The 23,603-nt window shown below is 66.7% G+C and carries 19 protein-coding genes; 4 read left to right on the top strand and 15 right to left on the bottom strand.

What is annotated here, in order from left to right:
- Position 1: 1 nt before the first annotated feature.
- The 6 genes from D7316_RS18175 to mdo all read right to left on the bottom strand — a co-directional run bounded on the left by D7316_RS18175 (position 2) and on the right by mdo (position 9,251).
- Positions 2 to 1,426 (bottom strand): phytoene desaturase family protein, encoded by a 1,425-nt coding sequence (locus D7316_RS18175; RefSeq protein ID WP_124709503.1) that lies wholly within the window; start codon positions 1,424 to 1,426, stop codon positions 2 to 4.
- Positions 1,423 to 3,276, bottom strand: a complete 1,854-nt coding sequence (locus D7316_RS18170; RefSeq protein ID WP_124709502.1) for a DUF3556 domain-containing protein — start codon at positions 3,274 to 3,276, stop codon at positions 1,423 to 1,425. Before D7316_RS18170 ends, D7316_RS18175 begins: the two co-directional genes overlap by 4 nt.
- 286 nt (positions 3,277 to 3,562) lie before the next feature.
- On the bottom strand, positions 3,563 to 5,023 hold the full coding sequence (locus D7316_RS18165) for a class I adenylate-forming enzyme family protein (RefSeq protein WP_124709501.1): 1,461 nt from the start codon (positions 5,021 to 5,023) through the stop codon (positions 3,563 to 3,565).
- A gap of 186 nt (positions 5,024 to 5,209) precedes the next feature.
- On the bottom strand, positions 5,210 to 6,736 hold the full coding sequence (madC, locus tag D7316_RS18160) for a MadC family VWA domain-containing protein (RefSeq protein ID WP_232017202.1): 1,527 nt from the start codon (positions 6,734 to 6,736) through the stop codon (positions 5,210 to 5,212).
- Positions 6,737 to 6,777: 41 nt separating this feature from the next.
- Positions 6,778 to 7,848: a MadB family AAA-type ATPase gene (locus D7316_RS18155; protein WP_124709500.1), complete on the bottom strand. Its 1,071-nt coding sequence runs from the start codon at positions 7,846 to 7,848 to the stop codon at positions 6,778 to 6,780.
- A gap of 131 nt (positions 7,849 to 7,979) precedes the next feature.
- Positions 7,980 to 9,251, bottom strand: coding sequence for an NDMA-dependent methanol dehydrogenase (gene mdo / locus D7316_RS18150; protein ID WP_124709499.1), 1,272 nt, complete (start codon positions 9,249 to 9,251; stop codon positions 7,980 to 7,982).
- A 165-nt stretch (positions 9,252 to 9,416) separates the two neighbouring features.
- Between mdo and D7316_RS18145 the strand changes: the two genes are divergently transcribed.
- Complete coding sequence (locus D7316_RS18145) at positions 9,417 to 10,226, top strand: DUF1266 domain-containing protein (RefSeq protein ID WP_124709498.1); 810 nt, start codon at positions 9,417 to 9,419, stop codon at positions 10,224 to 10,226.
- On the opposite strand, the gene D7316_RS18140 is transcribed toward D7316_RS18145, so the two are convergent.
- Positions 10,161 to 10,775, bottom strand: coding sequence for a hypothetical protein (locus tag D7316_RS18140; protein ID WP_124709497.1), 615 nt, complete (start codon positions 10,773 to 10,775; stop codon positions 10,161 to 10,163). The genes D7316_RS18145 and D7316_RS18140 overlap by 66 nt on opposite strands.
- 109 nt (positions 10,776 to 10,884) lie before the next feature.
- Between D7316_RS18140 and D7316_RS18135 the strand changes: the two genes are divergently transcribed.
- Positions 10,885 to 11,169, top strand: coding sequence for a hypothetical protein (locus tag D7316_RS18135; RefSeq protein WP_124709496.1), 285 nt, complete (start codon positions 10,885 to 10,887; stop codon positions 11,167 to 11,169).
- Between the two features lie 4 nt (positions 11,170 to 11,173).
- Here the strand turns inward: D7316_RS18135 and cysC are convergent, their stop codons facing one another.
- The 4 genes from cysC to D7316_RS18115 all read right to left on the bottom strand — a co-directional run bounded on the left by cysC (position 11,174) and on the right by D7316_RS18115 (position 16,443).
- On the bottom strand, positions 11,174 to 13,090 hold the full coding sequence (gene cysC, locus D7316_RS18130; RefSeq protein WP_124709495.1) for an adenylyl-sulfate kinase: 1,917 nt from the start codon (positions 13,088 to 13,090) through the stop codon (positions 11,174 to 11,176).
- The gene (gene cysD, locus D7316_RS18125; RefSeq protein WP_232016962.1) at positions 13,090 to 14,088 is read right to left on the bottom strand and encodes a sulfate adenylyltransferase subunit CysD; all 999 of its coding nucleotides are present in this window, start codon (positions 14,086 to 14,088) and stop codon (positions 13,090 to 13,092) included. Before cysD ends, cysC begins: the two co-directional genes overlap by 1 nt.
- Entirely contained in the window at positions 14,085 to 14,882 is a 798-nt protein-coding gene (gene stf0 / locus D7316_RS18120) for a trehalose 2-sulfotransferase (RefSeq protein ID WP_124709494.1), read from the bottom strand. Before stf0 ends, cysD begins: the two co-directional genes overlap by 4 nt.
- 103 nt (positions 14,883 to 14,985) lie before the next feature.
- The gene (locus tag D7316_RS18115) at positions 14,986 to 16,443 is read right to left on the bottom strand and encodes a sulfatase family protein (RefSeq protein WP_124709493.1); all 1,458 of its coding nucleotides are present in this window, start codon (positions 16,441 to 16,443) and stop codon (positions 14,986 to 14,988) included.
- A gap of 206 nt (positions 16,444 to 16,649) precedes the next feature.
- Between D7316_RS18115 and D7316_RS18110 the strand changes: the two genes are divergently transcribed.
- A complete protein-coding gene (locus D7316_RS18110; RefSeq protein ID WP_124709492.1) occupies positions 16,650 to 17,609 on the top strand; it encodes a phosphotriesterase family protein in 960 nt (319 codons plus the stop codon).
- A 15-nt stretch (positions 17,610 to 17,624) separates the two neighbouring features.
- On the top strand, positions 17,625 to 19,121 hold the full coding sequence (locus D7316_RS18105) for a class I adenylate-forming enzyme family protein (RefSeq protein WP_124709491.1): 1,497 nt from the start codon (positions 17,625 to 17,627) through the stop codon (positions 19,119 to 19,121).
- 674 nt (positions 19,122 to 19,795) lie between these two features.
- Here the strand turns inward: D7316_RS18105 and D7316_RS18100 are convergent.
- From D7316_RS18100 to D7316_RS18085, 4 genes are read right to left on the bottom strand one after another with little or no spacing between them, the layout of a single operon-like run.
- Entirely contained in the window at positions 19,796 to 20,431 is a 636-nt protein-coding gene (locus tag D7316_RS18100) for a TetR/AcrR family transcriptional regulator (RefSeq protein WP_124709490.1), read from the bottom strand.
- 4 nt (positions 20,432 to 20,435) lie between these two features.
- Complete coding sequence (locus D7316_RS18095) at positions 20,436 to 21,485, bottom strand: phosphotransferase family protein (RefSeq protein ID WP_124709489.1); 1,050 nt, start codon at positions 21,483 to 21,485, stop codon at positions 20,436 to 20,438.
- Positions 21,482 to 22,747 (bottom strand): acyl-CoA dehydrogenase family protein, encoded by a 1,266-nt coding sequence (locus tag D7316_RS18090; RefSeq protein ID WP_124709488.1) that lies wholly within the window; start codon positions 22,745 to 22,747, stop codon positions 21,482 to 21,484. The genes D7316_RS18095 and D7316_RS18090 overlap by 4 nt, the downstream gene beginning before the upstream one ends.
- 9 nt (positions 22,748 to 22,756) lie before the next feature.
- Positions 22,757 to 23,581, bottom strand: coding sequence for an SDR family oxidoreductase (locus D7316_RS18085; protein WP_124709487.1), 825 nt, complete (start codon positions 23,579 to 23,581; stop codon positions 22,757 to 22,759).
- Positions 23,582 to 23,603 lie beyond the last annotated feature (22 nt).

The raw sequence follows: 23,603 nt of genomic DNA, 5'->3' as shown, positions 1-23,603 counted from the left end.
GTCATGCTCGTCGGGCGCCGAGCGAGGCCAATGCCGAGGACGCCGCATGGAAGCCGCAGAGGCCGTGGATGCCCGCACCCGGCGGAGCCGACTGGGAGCAGATGTACACACCGTCGACGCCGATCGCATAGGGATCGACGGCGAGTCGCGGCCGCAGCACCATCTGCAGACCGTCGTTGGCGCCGCCGATGATGTCACCCGCCGCGAAATTCGGGTTGTAGGACAACAGTTGCTCGGTGCCCGCACTCGCGGTCGCGACGATCCGGTCGCGGAAACCCGGCGCGAATCGTTCGATCTGCGCGGTGATGGCCTCGGTCGCGTCGCCGTCGTAGCCACGAGGCACGTGGGCGTAGGCGTAGATCGGATTGATCGGTCCGCTACTGCGTGTCGGGTCGGCAACGTACTGCTGGCCGAGCAGCACGAACGGCCGTTCCACCATCACCCCTGCGGCGCGCCGCTTCTCGGTGTCCCGGACCTCGTCGAAATCCCCACCGAGGTGCACGGTTCCGGCGCGCACGCAGTCCGGGTTGGACCACGGTATGTCGCCCTCGATGGCGAAGTCGACCTTGAACGCCGACGAGCCGACGCGGTAGCGCTGATAGGCCCGCCGGATCCGTGCCGGCATCTGGCCGCCGTAGATGGCCAGCACCTGCGCGGGTGACAGGTCGAGGAGGACGAGGTCGGCCGGCGGGATGTCGGCGCGGGACCCGACCCGTACACCGGTCTCGATCTTGCCACCGGCGTCGGTGACGGCGGCGGCCGCGGCGGAGGTGATCGCGCCCGAGCCGCCCTCGGCGACCGGCCAGCCGTACCGATGACCGCTCGCGGCGATCATCAGGCCGAGTGACGCGGTCAGCGGTCGGTCGAGGCGTGCGAAGAGGTGGGCGGCGATGCCTCCGTAGAGGGCACGTCCGCGTTCGGTGCGGAAGAGACGCGCGAGTGCGGTCGCGGGCAACAACGCGCGCGGCCCGAAGGCGGCGAGCCGGAACGGGTGTGCGGGGATGTTGACGATCGGGCGCAGCAGATCATGCGCGAGGTCGTCGAAATTGCGGGCGAGGTCCCCGAAGACCAGCTCCCAGCGCCGGCCGTCGGCCCCGAGGCCGGCCGCGGTGGTCTCGATGGACTGGTAGAGCAGGCCCGCATCGCCGGAGTCCAGCGGGTGCGCACAGTCGATCTCCGGCCACTTCCACGTCAGCCCGTACCGTTCGAGACCGACTTCCGACCAGAACGGCGACCCGACGCCGAGCGGATGGAACGCCGAACAGTAGTCGTGGATGACGCCGGGAACGGTGAGCTCACCGGACCGCGCGCCGCCCCCGACGGTGTCCGCCGCCTCGAGGACCTGCACGTCCACGCCGTTGCGTGCGAGGTGCAGGGCGGCGGCGAGCCCGTTGGGCCCGCCGCCGACGACGACCGCAGTCGTCACTGTTGCACCTGGTTCTGCGCGGCGTCGCCCACCGCGCCGGATCGCATCTTCGGTTCCCGCACGATCTCAGGATCCGTCAGGGCGCGAGCCGCGTCAACGTCCAGCGTCCAGTCGACCTCGAACGGGATCGGCCCGTTGGGCAGCCACGGTTGCTCCTCGACGGCGTCCTTGACGCGGTAGGTGCCGGTTTCGATCACGCCGAGTGCGGCGTCGATGACCTTGTAACTCTGGGTGCCCTTGTGGATGGGCTGCGATTCGATCCACGCGATGGTGAACTCGCCGGGTGCGAAGTCGCAGCGACGCTGCAGCGCGGCGATCATCTTCTCGTCGTGCAGGTGCCCGTCACCGAAGTTGAAGGCCACCAGCGAGTTACAGGAGAACTCGGCCTCGCGCAGCGTGTAGGTGTTGATGTCGTCGCCCAGGTGGCGCAGCATCAGGGAGAACAGCGCGCGGCCCTGGCTGTGCATCGACCGCCAGGCCATCATCTGATGCATGACGACGTCGGCGACCTCCGGAGGATAGGACGCGAGGAGTTGCGTACGGGTGTTCTTGGCACCGCGCACCACGAACTTGTCGAGCTTGTCCTCCGCACCCGGCGCGAAGGCCCAGGTCGCAGATGCCCAGTTGCCGGCGTACTGCCGCATGGACGGCAGGAACGAGACGAGGTCGGGCCGAAGATTGCCGAGCACCGGGAAGAAGCAGAGTGCGATCGCGATGGCGACCAGTGCCCACGGCATCGTCGTGTCGGTCAGTCCGTAGCCGTCCCAGTTCGGGAATCCCCAGAACAGGAAGATCGCGGCATAGGCGAAGAGCAGATTCCATTCCAGCGGAACCGCGAGCGGGAACGTGGAGAGGATGAACAGGTGGAAGCACACCATCAACGCGACCGCGGCCAGCGTGAGCCATTTGTTGGTGGAGAACAGCAACACCAACGGCGTGACGATCTCGACGATCGTCCCCAACACGTGGCCGACACCGGCGGCCAGCTTGGACGGGCGCATGTCCACGGGGAAGTTTCGGTAGTGCGACCGCTTGATCGCCTTGCTCCCCAGCCACGGCGTGTTGGACAGCATCGGCGGGATGACGTTCGAGAAGTGGTGTCCCAGCTTGGAGACGCCCGCCCCGACCCAGACCGTCACGATGAGCAGCTTGAGCGCCAGGATCATGTCGACGAACGGCAGGAAGCCGAAGAAGATCAACGCCGGCAGATACTGTTCGGAGCGCGCCGCGATGAAGATCACCTTGTCGCGCAGCCCCATCAGGACGAGAAGCGCGATCAGGGTGTACATGAGGACCGGATTCACGAGCCCCTGGTTGTCGGGCAGGGCGCCGTCCAGCGACGTCGACGAAACGCCCGGCAGGACGACGGCGACGACCAGATTGGCCAGGAGCAACGCATACACCATCACGTCGAACGGGGTGCGGCTGTCGCCCTTGGTGAAGGGCACCTTACCCGGCCATGGTGGGAGACGAATGGTGTTGGGCCGCAACCAGTACAGCAGCCCTCCGGTCATCGGCTTGAAGTGGCCGGCCAGCGGCCCCCAGGAACCTCCGATACCCAGGACCTCCACCAGAACGGTCCAGAGGACCGCCTTCTGATAGACGATCGGCTGATTCCACCACTCGGAGACGTGCAGCGGATTGAGCCCGGAGGTCAGGGTGGCGAGGGTGATGCCGACGCCGGCGTAGAACACGAACACCTTCAGCAGATAGATGACGTGCACCATCTTGGGTGAACCGAACCCGTACTCCGCCCAGTGCGCGCCGAGGACCCGGAGTCGGTCGAGGAACGGTTTGTCGAGGAAGGTCTGCGGATCGACCGGTGGGAAGTCGGCTTCTTTGAATCCCATGGGAATGGCTCCTTTTCGGGTCGGGGGTGTGGGGGTGTGGGTGTGGGTGGAGTGGTCTCGATACGCCGCTCGCCCTTGGGGGCTCGCGACTACTCGACCAGCGGACAGGTGGGGGTCGTGGCTACCCGACCAGCGGACGGTTGCGGGGTCGCGACTACTCGACCAGCGGGACAGATGGGGGTCGCGGCTACTCGACCAGCGGACGGTTGCGGGGTCGCGGCTACTCGACCAGCGGACAGGTGGGGGTCGCGGCTACTCGACCAGCGGAGGGGTGGCGGGGTCGCGGCTAGTCGACCGGCGCAAGCGTGCGGAGGGTCGGTTTGTCGATCTTTCCGACCGGGTTGCGCGGGAGTTGGTCGAGGATGTGAATGTTGCTCGGCTGCTTGACCTTCGCCAGCCGCTCGGTCAGGTGAGCTCCGAGTACCGCAGCTGTCACCTGCTGATCGGGATAAGGGACGACGAACGCGACCGGAACCTCGCCGTAGAGCTCATCGGGCGCGCCGACGACCGCGCACTCGAGTACTCCGGGGTGGGTGGCCAGAGCGTTCTCGATCTCCTTGGGGTAGAGGTTCTCTCCGCCCCGGATGATCATGTCCTTGATGCGATCGACGAGCGTCAGGTAGCCGTCGTCGTCGAGTCGCCCCACATCGCCGGTACGGAGCCGTCCGTCGACGAGGGCGGTGGCCGTCGCGTCGGGCCGATTCAGGTAGCCCTGCATGACATTCGGCCCGCCGATGACGACCTCGCCGGTCTCGCCGGCGGGAAGATCGCGGCCGTCCGGGTCCACGATCGAGATCTGTTGGCCGGGCAGCGCCGGGCCGACCGTGCCGAGTTTGCGGACTCCGTCGATCGGGTTGCAGGCGGAGGCGCAGGTGCCTTCGGTGAGGCCGTAGCCCTCGACGATCGGGATGCCGAAGGTCTGCTCGACGCGGTCGAGGAGTTCTTTCGAGATCGGCGCGGCGCCGCAGATCGCGAACCGCAGGGACGCAAGCTGTTCGGTGCTCAGGTCGGGATGCGACACGAGCATCGCATAGATGGTGGGCACGGCGGAGAAGTAGGTGGGCCGCAGTCGCGCCACGTCGTCGAAGAAGCGGGAGACCGAGAACTTCCCCGTGATGGACAGTTGACCGCCGGCGAGAATCGGGGCGAGGAAGCTGACGCAGATGGCGTTGACGTGGAACAGCGGCAGGACCAGCAATGCGTGGTCGCGGGCGGTGAGCGCACAGTGACGCGTCATCGCCGAGCCCATGTAGTGCAGATTCGCGTGCGAGAGTCGAACACCCTTGGGCCGCCCGGTGGAACCGGACGTGTAGATGAGAAGCGCATCGTCGTCGGCGCCCGGTGTGGTGGGTGGCTGCCAGGTCGTCGACGGACTGGTCGCTAGGTCGGCGACGTCGAGAACGATGCGGTCCGGGCCCGATGTCAGCGGGTGGCCGGCGGCGATGACCACTCGGGCACCCGAGTCGCCCAGTTGATAGTCGGCCTCGTGGCCGGTGAAGCCCGGATTGACAGGGGTCGCGACTGCGCCCAGGCGCCACGCGGCCATCAGCGTGACGAGGAGTTCGACGCGATTGGGCAGGAAGGTGGCGACGACGTCACCGCGACCGATGCCGAGCCGGTGCAGTTGTTCGGCGCACCCCTCGACCCGCTCCGCGAACTCCGCATACGTCAACTCCGAGTCGTCGTCGCGCACGCACGGCGCAGCCCCCCGGTCGGCGAGATCCCAGGCGAAGTAGGAGGCGGTCACGGTGAAACCCTTTCGTCGTGGTCGGCAGCGCAACTGTGAGAAGTGGCTGTGAGCTACGACACTATGGGTGCGACACCGCAGGTGAAACGGCCTGACAGGCCAGACTTCGGGCGGGCAGTTGTGCTCAGAGGACAACAAACAGCCGAGCGACGAAGCGGCTGCGGGCCGACCGTTCCGGACGTCGGGTCAGCTCAGCGCGACTCCCAGATCGTCGGCGCGGCCGACCAGTTCGGCACCATCGCGTGCGATGACCACACCGGCACAGTGCTCCGCGTAATCGGCGAGAGCACAGCCGGTCTGGGTCCAGTATCGCGACGGCTCCGGTGTCACCCATGCCACCCGGTGTGCCCTCCGGCAGATCTCGCCGAACAGGTCGACGCGCGCGTCGAAGCCGTTGCTGCGGGCATCACCGACCACCAACACCGACGTCCGGCGCCCGAGCAGGTCACCGAAGTCGTCGAGAACGCCGGCCAACATGGTGCCGTAGTCGCTCGTGGCCGCGAGATCCAGTCCGTCGGCGGCCAGCACCGCGGCCAACGCGGTGTCGGCCGACGCCGTGCGCAGTGCATCCGTCACGCGGACGGGCTTGTCCACGAAGGCGATCACCTCACATCGGTCACCCACACGATGCAGCGTCTGGGCCAGTCGCAAGATGAATCCGGTGACCGGACGCACCGACAGCGAGACATCCACCAGGATGAGGAGTCTGACCGGACCCGGCGTGTGCACGCGCCGCCACAACGTGAGCGGCACACCGTCGGTGGTGACCGCGGCCCGCATCGTCCGACGGATGTCGAGCGCACCGTGGTCGCCGCGGCGCACCGCACGCCGGGGAGCGCCGCGCATGCGTTGCACCAACCGGTGGCAGGCGCGATCGATATCGGCCTGATCGGAGACGACCTGCGTGTCGGGATCGGTGGGGCCGAGCACCGCGTCCGCCTCGAGCCGGGTCGACAGCGCGTCGACAAAGGCCGCCAGTGCGCGTTCGAGTTCGGCGCGCCGGAGGTCGTCGAGTCCTTCGGCGCCGTCGGTGCCGTACGCGCGGCGCGCGTCGTAGGCGTCGAGGGCGGCGAGGATGGCGGCGGCACCCTTGAGTCCCAACGGTGTTCCCTTGACCCGGGTCGCCGTGCCGACGAGTTCGCCGACCGTGGCCGAGTCCGCCTCGTCGACCTCCACCGTGTAGGTGATTCCGCCGGATACGGATTGGGTATCCGGATCGACGCCGAGTTGTTCGGCCCCGGCGGACACGGAGAAGTCGTTGTCCTCGCGGTGCGCACTCTCCCCGTGGCGTTCGGCCGCATCGGGATCGTCGGCCATCAGTTCACCGATCTCGTCGGTGTGTTCGTCGGCGCCGATCCGCCGGGCCGCACCTTCGAAGTCGTCGTCCCAGACCACGTCGTCCGGGAGATCCGCCGCGGCGCCGCGGGGCCGGGGCAGCGGCTCGTCGTCCTCGTCCGGCTCGGCGCCGAGGAAGAAGAGGTCGAAGGCACGCTCGAAACCGGCTGTCTCATAGACGTATTTGACCGCCACAGCGCGCACGGCCGCGCGTAGCCGTGCGACGTCGCCGGCACCGACGATCGCCAGCGCGCGGCGGATCTCGATCACCTCCGCGGGTGAGGCGGCCACGCCGTGCTGTCGAAGAACGCGACCGAACAGGACGGCGAGCAGGTCGAGGGTGTCGACGGACCGGGCACGGTCGGCCGCGAGCTGCACACGCTCGATGGGGATCGGGGTGGGGGGCACGGCCTCGCCGCCTACCGTCGGGTGGTGCTGCGCGCCCGGCCGGCGCCGAAGGCCGTGGCGGTGACCGAGCCGGTCGCGGTGGACCCGTCCACGCCGATCCCGCGTTCGATGCCGCCGGGTGTGGCCGGGCCGTCGAGCGCGCGGCGGGCGATGTCGAGGTCACTGCCGAATTTCACCAGCAGCGCGAGCAGGGACCGATCCAGCGAACTCTGTTCGCGATCAGCCGGTTTCGCGAGGCCGTGGCGTGACCGGAGATGGGATGCGGCCCGTGCCGCGTCGATCACCTCGGCGATGGAGGGGCTCTTGCGCAGCGGGAGGTCACGCAGCCGCCGTGCGAGGTCGACGACCTCGGAGACCACGCTGTCCTCGACGTCGGGCGCACGGACGGCGACGATCCGCCGCTCGCGTTCCGCAGTGGGGTACTCCACCTGGAAGTGCAGGCATCGACGCTTCAGTGCGGGCGACAGTTCGCGGGTGTCGTTGGAGGTCAGGATGACCCACGGCGCCGACCGTGCGGTGAAGGTGCCCAGCTCGGGCACGGTGACCTGACGTTCGGCGAGGACCTCGAGCATCACCGCTTCCATCGCCTCGTCGGTGCGGTCGATCTCGTCGACGAGCAGAACCGTGGGTACCGTCGACATGATCGCCGCCAGCAGCGGACGCGGCACGAGGAAGTCCTCGGTGTACACGCCGACATCGGTGCGCGCCAGCGCCGCCGACGCCGAACTCAGGCTGGGCTCCGACGCCAGCTCGGCGCTGATCCGATCGCGCAGCATCTGCACGTGCAACAGCTGACGGGCGTAGTCCCACTCGTACAGCGCACGGGACTCATCGAGTCCCTCGTAGCACTGGAGGCGGATCAGCTCGCGGCCCGACGCGGCGGCAAGCGCCTTGGCGAGCTCGGTCTTCCCGACGCCGGCCGGTCCCTCGAGCAGCAACGGCCGGTCCAGCAGAGTCGCCAGATGGACGACGACGGCGAGGTCCTCATCGGCCAGATATCCCTGTCCGCCCAGACCGTCCACCAGATCCTCGACGGTGTCGAAGTTGGTGATCGGTGTCGGCAGTGTCGACGTGGTCGGCATCGGCTCCTCGATTCGGCTGCTGTGGACGGACGATTGCGGGACAGGTGAGACATGATGTTGCGGAGTGCGACCCGGGCGAAGGAGGTCAAGCCTCGCCCGGGTCGTCCCCACGGGAGTACCCACTACCGACGTCAGTAGCTCCCGGTCATCGCGTGCGTCACCATCGGGATGAGGGACTCCACCGTGCACTCACGCGGGTTGCCCGGCGTGCACCAGTCGTCCATCATGTGCTCGGCGATCGCCCGGATCTGCTTGTCCGAGGTGTCCATGGTGTCGCCGCGGCCCTCGTACTTGCCGCTGTTCATCCGGTTCTTCTCGTAGCTGTTCACACTGAGCTGACCGAAGTTGTCCGGGATGCCGAGATCCTTCGACAGGCGGATGGCCTCCTCGACCGCTGCGTCGGCAGCCTGCACCTTGGTCATGTTGGTGGTGTCGACACCGAGCAACGCCGCGATGTCGGCGTAACGCTCGTATCGTGACGGCAGGTTGTACTCCCACACGCGGGGCAGCGCGATGGCGTTGTTCAGTCCGTGATGACTGTCGTAGAACGCCGAAACCGCATGCGACAGCGAATGGATGAGGCCGAGACCGCCGGAGTTGAACGCCTGCGCCGCGATGTACTGGGCATGCATCATGCCGGTGCGCGCCTCGAGGTTGCGAGGTTCGTAGACGGCGGTGCGCAGGTGATCGCGGATCAGTTCGATCGAGTACTTGGCATTGCCCAGCGACGGCGCGAAATCCAATCGCGATACATACGGCTCACTGGCGTGCGCGAGGACGTCGAATCCGCAAAAGGCGGTGAAGTGCTCGGGGCACGAGTAGTAGAGCAGCGGATCGTCCATCGCCAGATCGACCAGGCAGGTGTCGTCGAAGGCCACCCACTTGTGCGGCTTGTTCATGTCCGAGGTGTCCGTGATGACGTACGCCCACGATGTCTCCGACCCGGTACCCGCGGTGGTCGACACCGCGATGTGCTTCGGGTTCTCCTTGTTCGTCGCCTTGGAGAAGCCCTCGAACTCGTTGATGTTGCGTCCGTCGTGGGCGATGACCATGCGGGCACCCTTGGCGGCATCGTGGCTCGATCCGCCGCCGACGGAGATGATGCCGTCACACTTCTCCGACTGGTACAGCGCTGCCGCGTCCATGCAGTTGTAGTCCTTGGGGTTGGACTCCACTTTGTCGTAGAGGACGACATCGACGCCCTGGTACTCGATCTTGCCGATGAGCTCCTCGATGATCCCGGAGCCCCGCAGACCCGTGGTCATCAGCAACGCGCGGGTCATGCCGAGTTCCTTGGCCTCGACGCCGAGCATGTCGTGTGCCCCGACGCCGATCTTCGCGTTGGGGAACGGATGGAAGTCCTTGATGGGGAAGTCCCAGATCTGGTTCAACTCGATTGCCATGGGGTCAAACTCCTTGTGACGGACGGGGGTGTACTCCTCCGACGATGTTCCCCAGGTCACACTCGCCACAAGCTTACCTGTCTGGCTACACATATGTTCAACCCAACAGATGAGTGGTACTCCTGTCTGTTCGGACAGGATTCGCCGACCGCTACCCTGATCTCCGTGCCCATCCCGCCGATCACACCGTTCCCGTTCGGGGAGAGGTCGTCGCTGGGTCGTCGCTTCCTCTGGCAGGCCGACACCCCGTTGCCCGAACGCCGGCAGGCCGCCCTCGACGTGGGTGCCCACATGTGGATCCCGAACCAGTTCGCCTGCGACTCGATCACCATCGGCGAGAGCGCGGAGTCCGCCCGCAGGCGCCTGCACGAATGGTGGGACGTCACCGATGCGATCTCGGCCCGCAAGACAGTGGGCCAGTTGCTCGACGGCATGCACAGTTCGACCTTCGAGGTGATCGCACCGTTGGTCGCCGAGGCGATGAAGAAGACCGCCGGACACGATCCCTCAGCACACCGGGAGTTCCTCGCCACGCGGGCCGCGGCACGCGGCTCATCGCCCGGTTACTGGATCACCCACTACGACGCCCTCTACACCCTGCGAACCTCGAAGGTCCTGCGGAACTCGGTGACCGACAAGTACTTTCCCACGCACATCCGCGCGTGGGATCTCGGACGGGTGCCGTTTGTGGTGCGGACCGCCCTGCGCTCGGGCTACCTGCAGGAGGACGAGTGCTGGCCGATGCTCTTCGCCGCACTGGACTCGGCGCGTGGGTACTACGCCAACTGGCGCCAGTTCGCGCACGGCGTCGTGATCGGTCGCGCGTACTGGAGTGCGATCACCGACATCGGCACCACCGCCGAGAAGGCCCAGGTCGCCGGCGACTGGGTGAATGCGCTGCTGGTCCGGTCAGACAGTCCGTGGCGGCGGTTGCCGCTCTGGCCCGAGGAACACCCGCAACGTCGCGTTACGTAGCGCCTCCTCGTCGAGCGCGCCGGCCTCGAACGCGTCCTTCACTTTTCGGAACCGGTCGAACTCACCGATCACACCCTGGTCGTCGGCCTGATCGAGGTCCCCGTCACGTCGGTCGAGCATCAACCGGGAGACGCACCAGTAAAGACGGTCGTACACGGAATCGCCCACCAGCGAGTTGGTGAAGAAGAGCTTCGTCGACGCCTCGTAGTCGTGCAGATAGAAGATCCGATACCCGTCGTCGTCGCCGCCGTCGGTCATCTCCAGTGCGGCGTCGATGGGCAACTCGAAGGCATAACCGTCCCCGGCCGTGCTCACCATGAGGATCCGGCGCGTGGTGACGGCCATGATTCCCCACGCCCGCCGAAACCACGCATTACGGGCACCCAACAGGATCTCGTCCTCGCGGAGGTAATGCACCAGTCGGTCCAGCTTGTCGTTCGGCTGGGATTCCCACCAGAACGCAGCTGCGATGTCCGGGCGTTGCGGCGACACCGGACCGCGGCCGGCGGCGGGTTCGCTTCCGGTAGGGGCTGGTTCGGCGTTGGTCACACGATGCAATCTATCGGGCCGCGGCCCGACGCGGCCAACGTGGTGATCGCCACAGAATGTGTCAACGACTGTTGCTCTATAGCGCATCGACACTTTACTGTGGTGCACCGTGTCTACCGAATCAGACCCACAACACGACCCGCCGCCCGACGACCTGGCCGTTTCGAGCCGCGTACGGGTGAACCTGCCCGAGGGTGAGTCCGTCACCGGCACAATCGTGGAGGACTTCAGCGACATGATCCCGGTCGGGGACAGCAGCGTGCGCATCGACGAACATCGCCGCGCGCAGCCACGCCGGTGGGGGATCGCGGTCGACGATCAGACCCTCGTCTTCGCCGACGACCCGGACGTCGTCGCGCTGTCCGAGGACGAGGACCCGGCCTCGTCCGAGTGAGACGTCAGCCGTCGAGGACGCCGCGTTCCACGAGCACGGCGAGCACACGCCCTGCGAGCTCCTCGATGTCCTCACCGGTCGTGTCGAAGCGCAGGTCGGGGTTCTCCGGTTTCTCATACGGTGCATCGACTCCGGTGAGGCCCTTCAGCTCCCCGCGGCGCGCGCGTTCGTAGAGACCCTTCGGATCGCGGCGCTCGCACTCCGTCACCGGCGTACTGACATGCACCTCGATGAACTCGAGGTCGGCCGCGTGATGGAGTTGGCGGGCGATCTCCCGGTCGGACCGCAGCGGCGACACCATCGATGCGATCGAGACCACGCCGGCGTCGCCGAACAGGCGAGCCAGGTGTCCGACGCGACGGATGTTCTCCGCGCGGTCGCCGGGCGAGAATCCGAGATCGTCGGAGATGCCATGGCGGATGTTGTCGCCGTCGATCAGATAGGCGACCCGGCCGCGGCTCACCAACTCCCGCTCGAGCGCGACCGCAACCGTCGACTTGCCGGAGGCGGGCAGCCCGGTCAACCAGACCGTCGCGCCTCGCTGGCCGGTCTTCTGCCAGCGCTCGGAGCGGATCAGCGAACTCGGATGCCACTTGATGTCGTTGCGAGTGGCCTTGCCGGGAACCACTTCTCGGGCCTGGGTGATGGTGCCCGCGCCGACGGTGTCGTTGGACGACTCGTCGATCAGGATGAACGCACCTGTGTCGCGGTTCTCGAGATACGTATCGGCCACGACCACCGACGACGTACGCAAGGTGATGACGCCGATGTCGTTGAGGCCCAACGAACTCGGACCCACCTGCTCGATCAGTGTCTCGGGGTCCAGCCGACGTTCCAACGACTGCACGGTGGCACGTACCGTGGCGGCGCCGTGTTTGAGCGCCACCCGATCGCCGGCGTGCAGTGGCGTGTCCGACAACCAGCAGACCGTCGCGTCGAGCTCGCGGGCCAGCACCGGCGCGTGCGCGGTCTCCGCGGCGCTGACGATGACATCGCCGCGCCCGACGTCGATGTCGTCGGCCAGCTCGATCGAGATCGACAGCGGCGCAACGGCGAACTCACGGTCGTCGTCGAGCGTGTCGACGGCGGTGACCACACTGCTGTTGCCGGAGGGGAGGATCGTGACCGAGTCGCCGACATGCAGTCGACCGGCGGCGAGTCGTCCGTAGTAGCGGCGACGATGCAGATCCGTCGGTCGTGACACCCACTGGATCGGGAACCGGAGTTCGTCGGTGGTCGGTGACGGCGCGACCAGCTCCACCCCCTCCAGGTACTCGAGCAGCGTCGGCCCCGTGTACCAGGGGGTGTTGACCGAGCGGTCCACCACATTGTCGCCGTCCTTGGCCGCCACCGGGATCGCCAGAATATGGTCGATGCCCACCTGGGTGGCGAGCTCCGCGAGGTCCGCCTCGATCTCGGCGAACCGTTCTGCCGAGTAGTCGACCAGATCGATCTTGTTGACGGCCGCGATCACGTGCGGCACGCCGAGGACGGTCGCGATCCGTGCGTGGCGGCGGGTCTGGACCTGTAATCCGTTGCGCGCGTCCACCAGTAACACCGCGACGTGGGCATTGGACGCGCCGGTGAAGGTGTTGCGTGTATAGCGCTCGTGTCCGGGGGTGTCGGCCAGCACGTAGTTGCGGCTCGCGGTGGAGAAGAAGCGGTACGCGACATCGATGGTGATGCCCTGTTCACGTTCGGCGCGCAGACCATCGGACAGCGCGGCGAGGTCGGCGACCCCCTCGTCGTCGGTGACCGCATCGAGATGGTCGGTCGGGAGGCTGCCGGTGTCGTGCAGCAGCCGCCCGATCAGCGTGGACTTGCCGTCGTCGACACTGCCGGCGGTGGCCAGGCGCAGGATCTGCCGTCGGCGGGATTCCGGTGCGGGGCCGGAGCGTTGCGGTGCGATCGTGGTGCTCATCAGAAGTATCCCTCGCGCTTCCGGTCTTCCATGGCCGCCGACGACGTGCGGTCGTCGGCGCGGGTCTCGCCGCGTTCGGAGACGGTGGCGTCGGAGATCTCGGCGATGATCTCCGGGATGGTGGTGGCGCGTGATCGCACCGCTCCGGTGATGGTGAGGTCGCCGACGGTGCGGTACCGCACCCATTCCGTGCTCACCTGTTCACCATCGCGCGGCCGGCTGTGCGGTGACACGGCGAGCAGGATGCCGTCGCGGTCGAAAACCTCACGCTCGCTTGCATAGTAGATCGGCGGGAGGTCGAGGTTCTCGATCTCGATATAGCGCCAGATGTCGGTCTCGGTCCAGTTGGACAGCGGGAACACCCGGACGGATTCCCCTCGCCGGATGCGGCCGTTGTAGATCGACCAGGGCTCCGGTCGCTGGGATCGTGGATCCCATTGGCCGAACTCGTCGCGGAAGCTGAACACGCGTTCCTTGGCGCGGGCGCGGTCCTCGTCGCGGCGGGCACCGCCGAATGCGGCGTCGAAGCCACCCGCCTCCAACGCGTCGAGCAAGGTGCGGGTCTGCAGGCGATTGCGCGAGCCGGACGGATCGGTGGACTCGGCGACGCGACCGGAGTCGATCGATTCCTGCACCGACGCCACGATCAGCCTGATGCCGCCGGGGTTGTCGGGCGTCGGCGCGACCCGGCGGTCACGGAACTCGATGACCTCGTCGAAGTTGTGGCCGGTGTCCACGTGCAGGATCGGAAACGGCAGCGGGTGCGGACGAAAGGCCTTCTCGGCCAGACGAAGCAACACGATCGAGTCCTTGCCACCGGAGAAGAGCAGCACGGGACGTTCGAGTTCGGCGACCACCTCCCGGATGATGTGGACCGACTCCGACTCGAGAACACGCAGCGCGGCAACGTGATCGACATCCTCGGCGGGTTGATCGTCGACACGTTGGTCGTCGGTGAGGTCGTCGGTGAGGTCGTCGACCACCGGTTCTGCACTCATAGTGGGTATCCGTTCCGTGTCGCGTCGATGCGGTAGTGATCCGCCCATTCCTTGGAGCGGGCGTTGGACTGCGGTTTGAGCGGTGGCGGGGGCGCGAGGTCGGGGTCCTGGCCGATCGCCGAGAGCACGCGTGCCGTGGTGTCGGTGGGGTTGCGCACCAGATCACCGAAGCCGACCTCGACCGGCTCGATCGATTCGGCGGCGAACCAGCGACGCCAGTTGCGGTCCTGCTCGAGGAGGATTCCGGCGAGGTGCGCGATGCCGCCGGCGTGGTAGACGGCGCCGTCCTCACCGGAGGAATGCACGCCCGCCTCGTCGCGCCAGACCCGGGTCTGCACCGCCCGCCACATCGAGACCGCCTGCGGCACCACGTCTTCCCGGTAGACGTGGATGTACACCGGGTCCACACCGTCGAAGATCGATCGGATGGCCGTGCGCAACGATCCCGACGCCACGCGGCTGCGGGCGATCAACAGGGGAGTCTGATTCCACATCAGCTTCCCGCCCCACACCCCGTTGGGTGACCGCCCCTGATCGAGGATGTCGGCCTTCCACTCCTCGCTGCCACGGGTGTCGACGATGCCGTCGTCGATCGGGGCGAGGAGGTCCAGGATCTCGGGGTCGTGAACACCCGCGAACCATTCCCGCGGTTGCGGCGCCTGCGACGACGCCGTGAAGTACTGGAAGAACTCCTGCGGCTTACCCGCGACGCCGGACGCGGCGAGCGACTCCACCAACAGAGTGCTGCCGCTGCGCTGACTCGCGCACACGAGGTAGTTCGAGACGTCGGACACGCGGATCAGTGTAATCACGTGGAAACCGCTCGCAACCTGGGCATTTACGGTCAGGGCAGCGCAAAGTATTTACAATACGATGGTTGTGTGCTGGCGGCCGGCGTCAGGGGTGGCGGGTCTTGCCGAGGGTGCTGATCTCGCCGTGGAGCTCGCGCCGTTCGCCACGCGGTCGGCGAGACGGCAGAGCCTCCTCGTCCGGACGGGTTTCCTCGGCTTTCGCGTAGTACTGCGACATGAAGAGCTCCGCGAACGCCGTTCCCTCGTGGTCGTCGGGGATCACATCATCTGTCCGCGAACGCCACTCGGACAGGAGTTGCTCGAGTTGCCTGCGGGTCGCCGCGTACGCCGGGTCATCGGCGAGATTGTTTCGCTCATCGGGATCGGCAGTCAGGTCGTAGAGTTCGTGCCGGGGTCGCGGGGCGCTGATGCGGTCGGGATCCAGGGACTTCGCCGAGAGACTGTCCGCGATGTCGAGGGGCAGGAGCAGCCCCGGACGTTCGGCGTAGTTCTCGATGTAGCTGAATTCCTTTGTGCGCACGGCACGTATCGGGTCGAAGGCGTCGTGGTAGGTCTTCTCGGTGAAGACCTCCGTGCGCACCGGGGGTGCGTCGTCGACGAGCAACTGGCTCGCATGCGAGTCGCCGTCGATCCCCGTGGGTGCGGGCACCGACAGCAGGTCGAGGATCGTCGGGGTCAGATCCACCCCGGAGAACAGGTCGTTGTAGGTGTGCGGGGCGACGCCGCGCCGCGACGGCGGCCGGACGATGAATGCGATGCCGGTGCCCTCGGCATAGAGCGTCGACTTCGCGCGGGGGAAGGCGAGTCCGTGGTCGGTGAAGAAGACGATCCACGTCGTCTCGTCCAGGCCGAGCTCGGCGACCGTGTCGAGCAGCCGACCGACCGCGGCGTCGGCCTGGGTGATGCTGCCGTGCAACCCGGCCAGATCCTCGCGGACATCGTCGGTGTCGGGCAGGAAGCTCGGCACATCGAGCGAGGCGGGGTCGGCGTGCTTGTACTGATCCGCCGGATACGGGCGATGGGTCTCGAAGAATCCGGCGGTCAGCAGGAACGGGCGTTCGTCGGAGGCGTGCACATGATCGCGCAGCCAGTCCTGAGACCGGGCCACCACGTAGTCGCACAGCGAGTCGGACACGTCGATGGTGTCGAATCCGAGGCTGGTCGGGTCGGCACTCTCGTGCTGCATCCCGAACAGCACGGTCCGGTAGCCGACGTCGGACAGCAGGGCCGGCAGCGTCCGGACATCGTCGCGGTATTCGAACCCGTGGTGGGCGAGGCCGACCAGGCCGTTGCGATGCGGATATCGGCCGGTGAAGAGCGATCCCCGGGCGGGTGAACACAGCGGCGCGGTCGCGTGGGCGTCGGTGAGCAGGATTCCGTCCGCGGCGAGTTCGTCCAGGTTCGGGCTGTCCACACCCTCGTTGCCGTAGCAGGCGAGGTGGCGACCGAGGTCGTGCCAGTGGATCAGCAGAACGTTCTCGCGCGGCGCTGCACTGCTCTGCGCTTCAGCGCCTGCCGCGCCAAAGGATTGCGTGGTCGGCATTGGTCCATCATGCACGACTCGCGCTCACCTGCACGGATATGACAACGGCGCCTCGTCGACCTCGTGCTCGTCACACAGTTCCGATCAGCGTGAGCGCAACCCGGCGCGGTGCGCGGTCGACCCGCTCTTGAAGTTGAACTCATCCTCAAATACAGTCTGGCCGGAGTGACCCAGAACACATACCCGCACTGTCCGGAGGAGCCGCCTTGAGCACCGTCAACACCGTCACCGGTCCCGTCGATTCCGCCGAGCTGGGCAACGTCCTGGTGCACGAGCACGTCTTCGTCCTGGGTGAGGAATACCGCGAGAACTATCAGTACGACTGGGACGAGGAGGAGAAGATCGCGGAGGCGGCCCGCGATCTGCGTGAACTCAAGAGCCTCGGCATGGACACCATCCTGGATCCGACGGTGCTGGGCCTCGGGCGCTACATCCCGAGGATTCAACGGATCGCCGAACAGATCGACCTCAACATCGTCGTCGCCACCGGTCTGTACACGTACAACGACATCCCGTTCCAGTTCCACTACACCGGCCCGGGGCTGTTGTTCGACGTGTCCGAGCCGCTGGTCACCTTCTTCGTGAAGGACCTCACCGAGGGGATCGCCGACACCGGGGTGAAGGCGGCGTTCCTCAAGTGCGCGATCGAGGAACAGGGACTCACGCCCGGCGTGGAGCGGGTGATGCGCGCGGTCGGCCAGACCAGCGTGCAGACCGGTGCACCCATCACCGTGCACACGAATCCGCACACGCAGTCCGGACTGGTTGCGCAACAGGTGCTCTCGGAGGAAGGCGCCGACCTCACCAAGGTGGTCATCGGCCACTCAGGCGACTCCACCGACCTCGACTATCTGATGAAGCTGGCCGACGCCGGCTCGATCCTCGGCATGGATCGCTTCGGGCTCGACGTCCTGCTCCCGTTCGAGGACCGGATCAACACGGTCGTCGCGCTGGTGGAGAAGGGGTACGCGGACCGGATGGCGCTGGCACACGACGCGTCGTGCTTCATCGATTGGTTCGGCCCCGAGGCCAAACGCCAGGCGGTGCCGAAGTGGAACTACCGGCACATCAGCGAGGACGTGCTACCCGCCCTGCGCGAACGCGGGGTCAGCGACAAGGACATCGACACGATGCTCGTCGACGTCCCGCGTCGGTACTTCGAGTGAGCTGAGGGAGACACCATGGCAAGCATCGTCGCGGAACTGTGGCGCAACGCCGATGAGACGCCGGAGCGGATGGCGGTCGGCAGCGGAACGAGGACGCTGACCTACGGCGAGCTCCGCGAACGCATCGCCGGTTCCGCGGCGAGGTGTGCCGAACTCGGCGTGCAGATCGGGGATCGGGTGCTGTTCATCGCGCCGTCGGTGCCGGAGTTCGTGGTCACGTACTACGGTCTGCAGACGGCCGGGGCGACGATCATCACCATGAACGTGATGTCGACCGTGCCCGAGATCGAGTATGTCGTGGGCGATTCCGGCACGTCACTGATCGTCGCGTGGCACGAGTGCGCGACGAACGCCCGATCCGTTGCCGAGAGCGCCGGCCTGCCGTTCGTCGAGATCGGACCGTTCGACGACGAGGAGGGCGGTCCGGCTCCCGTGACGTCGTTCGTCGATCGTGCGGACGATGACGTCGCAGTGATCCTGTACACCTCCGGCACGACGGGCCGCCCCAAAGGTGCGGCGCTGACCGTCGGGAACATCACTGCGTGTCCCGTCGCGTTCCGGCAGGTGCTCGATCTCGGATCGGCCGAACGGTGGGCGACCGCGCTACCGCTGTTCCACGTGTTCGGCCAGGCGATCGTGATGAACGGGGCGTTGTCGACCGGCGGGAGTCTGTCCTTGCTGAGCCCGTTCACGCCCGCCGCGTTCATGGACCTCCTCCGCGACGAGCGGATCACCATCGCGTGCGGCGTGCCCACGATGTGGAATGCGATGCTCCAGGTGACCGGCGACTATCCACCATCGGACTTCGCCGATCTGCGTCTCGCCTGTTCCGGCGGGGCCTCTCTGCCCGCCGAGGTCATCCGCGCCTTCCAGGAGCGGTTCGGCTGCGCGATCATGGAAGGGTACGGGCTCACCGAGACCTCCGGCGCCGCCACCTTCCGTGGCGCCGACGGCGCCGTCGGATCCGTGGGCCCGGCCCTGCCCGGCTTCACGATCGAGGTGCGTGATCCCGACGGCGAAGTCGTGGCACCCGAGGTGATCGGGGAGATCTTCATCAAGGCCCCGACGGTGATGAAGGAGTACTGGAACCGCCCCGATGCCACCGCCGCCGACCTCACCGACGGCTGGCTGCGCACCGGCGACCTGGGCACCATGGACGCCGACGGTGCCCTGCGCATCGTCGACCGCGCGAAAGACCTCATCATCCGCGGCGGTTACAACGTGTACCCGCGCGAGGTGGAAGAGGTGCTCTACGAACACCCCGACATCGTCGAGGTGGCTGTCGTCGGCGTCGCCGACGATCACTACGGCGAGGAGATCGCCGCCGTCATCACACCCCGGGCCGGCGCCCAACTCGATGCCGATGGATTACGGGAGTGGGCGGGGGAGCGCCTCAGCGCCTACAAGATCCCCCGCATCGTCCAGACCGTCGATGCGCTGCCGAAGGGCGCGACAGGCAAGATCCTCAAGCGTGCGATCGATCGGGACGCGCTGCGTAGGATCGAGCACTGATCGTGTGCGAAGAATTGTGAGACTTCGCATTTTCAGACGATTCCTGCTGGTCTCCGGTTGTTCCGGCGCGCTTTCTCAACACGTGTTGGAGAATCGACTCAACAATGGTTGAAACCAATTCTCAACATATGTTGGAGAGCTGTCAATATGCATTCACCGGTAACCGAAAGTGGCCTTTAGCTGGCCTTTCGTGAACATTGGGCGATCACTCCGGTCAAGAGTCCCAATTCCGCGCGCACCCTGATTCGTCGTCGTACACTCGGATTCAGATTCAGCGAAACAAACCGTACGGTTCGGTGTAACAATCGAATCCACGCGAACGAAAGCACTATTGAGATCGTCGAGTACAGGCGATCACAAAGACTTCCGAAGAATCGGAGACATCGCCCGACCGAGGTGCCGACCGGTACCTCGCTCGGTTGATGACGGCCGCATTGATCAGGAAAGGAGGTGAAACAGCATGGATCTGTTCGCAATTCTGCAATCCTTCGTCGAGACTGCCCTCGGTTTCCTCACCGGACTCTGGGGCGTCTAGTACGCGCGTGACATGTGGCCGCTCGGCCTCACCATCTGAACGAATCCATCGCACGTCGGGAGTTGGTCCCCCCCGGACTCCCGTTGACGCGATGTACTCGTCCATCCATGGTGTGGCCGAGCGTCTCACTGTTCGGGGGTCATTCCTTACGCAACCCGATCGCGTTGACCCACAGTCGAGTTGCGGTGAACACCAGTTCGTCCATGTCGATGTCGTCGCCGAGTCCGAAGCAGTGGTAGGCCATCCGGGACACCATGCCCGACAACGCGCGCGCGGCATGCAACGGATCGAGATCGGGATCCGCGAGCCCCCGCGCCTGGAGGTCGCGGATGTGTTTGGCGTTGCGTTCGGCGAAGACCTGCCCGCGCCGACGACGGATCTCCCGGAACTCGGGGCTGATACCCGACACCTGCTCGCGGACGAGCATCAATTGCGCGTTGCGCCGGTACGCCTCGAAATAGGCACGGTTGGCCGCCTCGATGACCGCGGTCGGATCGTCGTCGGACTCCGGCTGCACGTGGGGCATGCCCGGATGCAGCATCTCCTCCTGCGCTCCTTCGAGCACGGCGTCGAGGATGTCCTCTTTGCTGTCGAAATAGGTGTAGAACGATCCGGTCGCGCATCCGGCCTCCGCCGTGATGTCGGTGAGCCGCGAATCGTTGAACCCGTCACGCTCGAACACCGTTCGCGCCGCGACGATCAGCGCCGCCCGCGTCCGCGCCCCGCGCGCCGTCAGCGGACGGGATCGGACGGTGTCGTCGGAGGTGTTCGGCATGAGGTCATAATCCCGCGTCATCGGCCACGGCGACCGCCCGGGCCACGAAGTTGTCCACGTGCGCGGGTGTCGGCACCCCGGCCGCCGCGCGGTTGGCCGGATTGTCCTGCGCGCGACGCAACACCCCCTCGGCGATGATCGCGACCTTCCAGAGCCCGAGCGTCTGCCAGTACGCGAGCGCGTCGCGATCGCGCCCCGTGCGTGCGAGATAGGCATCTGCGAGCTCGGCACGGGTGGGGAAACCGTCCATGATCTCGACGGGCTCTCCGAGGAGAACGTCGGTGACCGCCGGCCAGTACGCGAGTGTGCTGCCGATGTCGGCGAGCGGGTCGCCGAGCGTGGCCAACTCCCAATCCAGCGCCGCCGTCACCGCGCCCGACGTCGGGTCGATCATCACGTTGCGGATGTGGAAGTCGCCGTGTACCAGAGCCGTCTCGTGCTGTTCGGGGATGTTGGCGGCGAGACGCCTCGTGAGATCGTCGAGTTCGGGGATGTCGCGAGACTTGGATTGCTCCCACTGCGCGCTCCACCGCTTCAATTGCCGTGCCGCGTAGGGCTTGTGGCTGGCCAGGTCGGACAGTCCGACGGCGTCGAGGTCGACGGCGTGGATGTGCGCGAGGGTGTCGATCATCGACTGCCCGACCTCGTGGCGAATGTCCGGCGAGATCGACTCGCCCGCGATCCGGTCGGTGAGCACGGTGCCCGCGACGAACTCCATCGCGACCACCGGCACCGGGCTGACCGTCTCGTCGGTGCACACACCGTAGATCTGCGGCACCGGGACGTCGGTACCCGCGAGTCCGGCGAGAATCCGGGCCTCCCGCTCGACGTCGTGCGCCGAGGCCAGCAGGTGGCCGACCGGGGGCCGACGCAGCACCCAGCGCCCACCCATTTCGTCATGGATCACATAGGTCAGGTTGGACTGCCCGAAACCCACTCGGGAGCAACCGATCTCACCCTCCGGGCGCACACCGACGGTGCGCAGCCAGCCGACCAACCCGGACATGTCGGTGTCCGGGATCGTCGCGGCTGGCCGCGCGGTGTTCGGACTCATCGAGAGACGAGCGCCTGATCCGACACGCCGGCCACCGTTTCCGAGACGGCGGCGTCCTGCCGGTAGGAGCGCAGTTCACGTCGGGCGATGGCCCGCTTGTGCACCTCATCCGGTCCGTCGGCCAGGCGCAGGGTGCGGATGTGCGCGTATGCCATCGCCAACGGGAAGTCGTCGGTGACGCCGCCGCCACCATGCACCTGGATGGCGCGGTCGATGATCTTCAGCGCGATGTTCGGCGCGGCCACCTTGATGGCGGCGATCTCGGTGGCCGCCGCCTTGTTGCCGACGGTGTCCATCATGTAGGCGGCCTTGAGAGTGAGCAGCCGCACCATCTCGATGTCGATGCGCGCCTCGGCAATCCAGTCCTGGATGTTGGCACGGTCGGCGATCGGCTGCCCGAACGTCACCCGCCGCGACGCGCGCTCGCACATCAACTCGAGCGCACGCTCGGCGATGCCGATGGTCCGCATGCAGTGGTGGATGCGGCCCGGTCCGAGACGCGCCTGGCTGATGGCGAAGCCTTCGCCCTCACCCTTGAGAACGTCTTTCGACGGGACCCGGACGTTCTCGAAGACGAGCTCGCCATGGCTCTCCCGGTCGACATAGCCGAACACGGGAAGGTTGCGCAGAATGGTCAGCCCGGGAGCATCGGTCGGTACCACCATCATCGACTGCTGGCGGTGGGTGGGCGCCGTCGGATCGGTCTTGCCCATGACGATGAGAACCTTGCAGTCGGGACGGACCGCATTGGACGCGAACCACTTCCGGCCGTTGAGGACGTACTCGTCGCCGTCGCGCACCATGGACAACTCGACGTTGGTGGCATCAGAGCTCGCGACCTCGGGTTCGGTCATGGCGAACGCCGAGGCGATCTCACCGTCGAGGAGCGGCTTGAGGTAGCGCTCCTTGTGCTCGTCGGTACCGAAGAGGGTGAACACCTCCATGTTCCCGGTGTCCGGGGCATTGCAGTTGAAGACCTCGGATGCCCAGGTGACGCGGCCCATGATCTCGGCGAGCGGCGCGTACTCGAGGTTGCTGAGCCCCGGTCCCCAATCCGCATGGGGGTGAAAGAGATTCCACAGCCCGGCCTCTTTGGCCTTCGCCTTCAGTTCGAGCAGGACCGGAGGTGTGGCATGCGGGTTCTCGGACTCACGCATCTGCTGGTCGTAGACCGACTCGTTGGGATACACGTGCGTGTCCATGAACTCGAGCAGCTGCGCGCGGTACTGTTCGGCGCGCTCGGACGGGTTGAGCAGATCCATGGTGACTCCTTACGAAGCGGGTTCTTGCTTGAGGCTCTGTTGGTATCGCCGCATGCCTCGGATCCAGCGGTCGTAGTCGGCGCCCTTCTGCCGATACATGTCGAGGACCTCGGGGTGGGGCAGAATGAGGAACCGCTCGTCACCCAAGGCCTCGATGACCGTGTCGGCGGCCTCGGCGGTGGTCAGCACCCGACCCGCGGTCTCGACGGCACGCTGCATCAGGAGCGCGTCGTCGTCGGCGGGGGCGTCGTCCGGGCGCAGCAACTTGGTGTCGACGCCCATGGGGCACAGGCAACTCACCCGAACGCCCTGATCGCCGTAGGTGACGTCGAGCCACTCGGCGAACCCGACGGCGGCGTGCTTGGTGACGGAATAGGTCGCCGACCCGATCTGGGTCAGAAGGCCGGCGGCGGACGCCGTCGCGATGAAGTAGCCGCCGCCACGCTCGACCCATTCGGGGACGAGCCGTCGGGCGGCACGGACGTGTCCCATGACATTCACCTCGACGACCTTGGCCCAGTCCTCGTCACTCGCGAGAAGTCCGGGCGCGCCGCCGATTCCGGCGTTGGCAAAGTACAGATCGACCGGGCCGAACCGCGACTCGGCCAGGTCGATGGCGGCCTCGATGTGCGCGCTCGACGCGGCATCGCCGGCGATCGAGGCCACCGATCCCGGGGTCGTCGATTCGATCTCTGCCGCCGCAGCGGTGACCGACCGCTCGTCGAGATCGGTCAGCACCACGCGCGCACCCTGTGCGACCAGCGCTGTGGCGATGGCGGCACCGATGCCGCCCCCGCCGCCGGTCACGATGGCCACCTTGCCCTCGAGCTGCATCACCACATCCTCTGCACCGTCG

Source organism: Gordonia insulae, assembly GCF_003855095.1.
In the GTDB taxonomy this organism is placed as follows: Bacteria; Actinomycetota; Actinomycetes; order Mycobacteriales; family Mycobacteriaceae; genus Gordonia; species Gordonia insulae.
The sequence above is the reverse complement of the archived record's forward strand: the minus strand, read 5'-3'. Positions and strand labels throughout refer to the sequence as shown.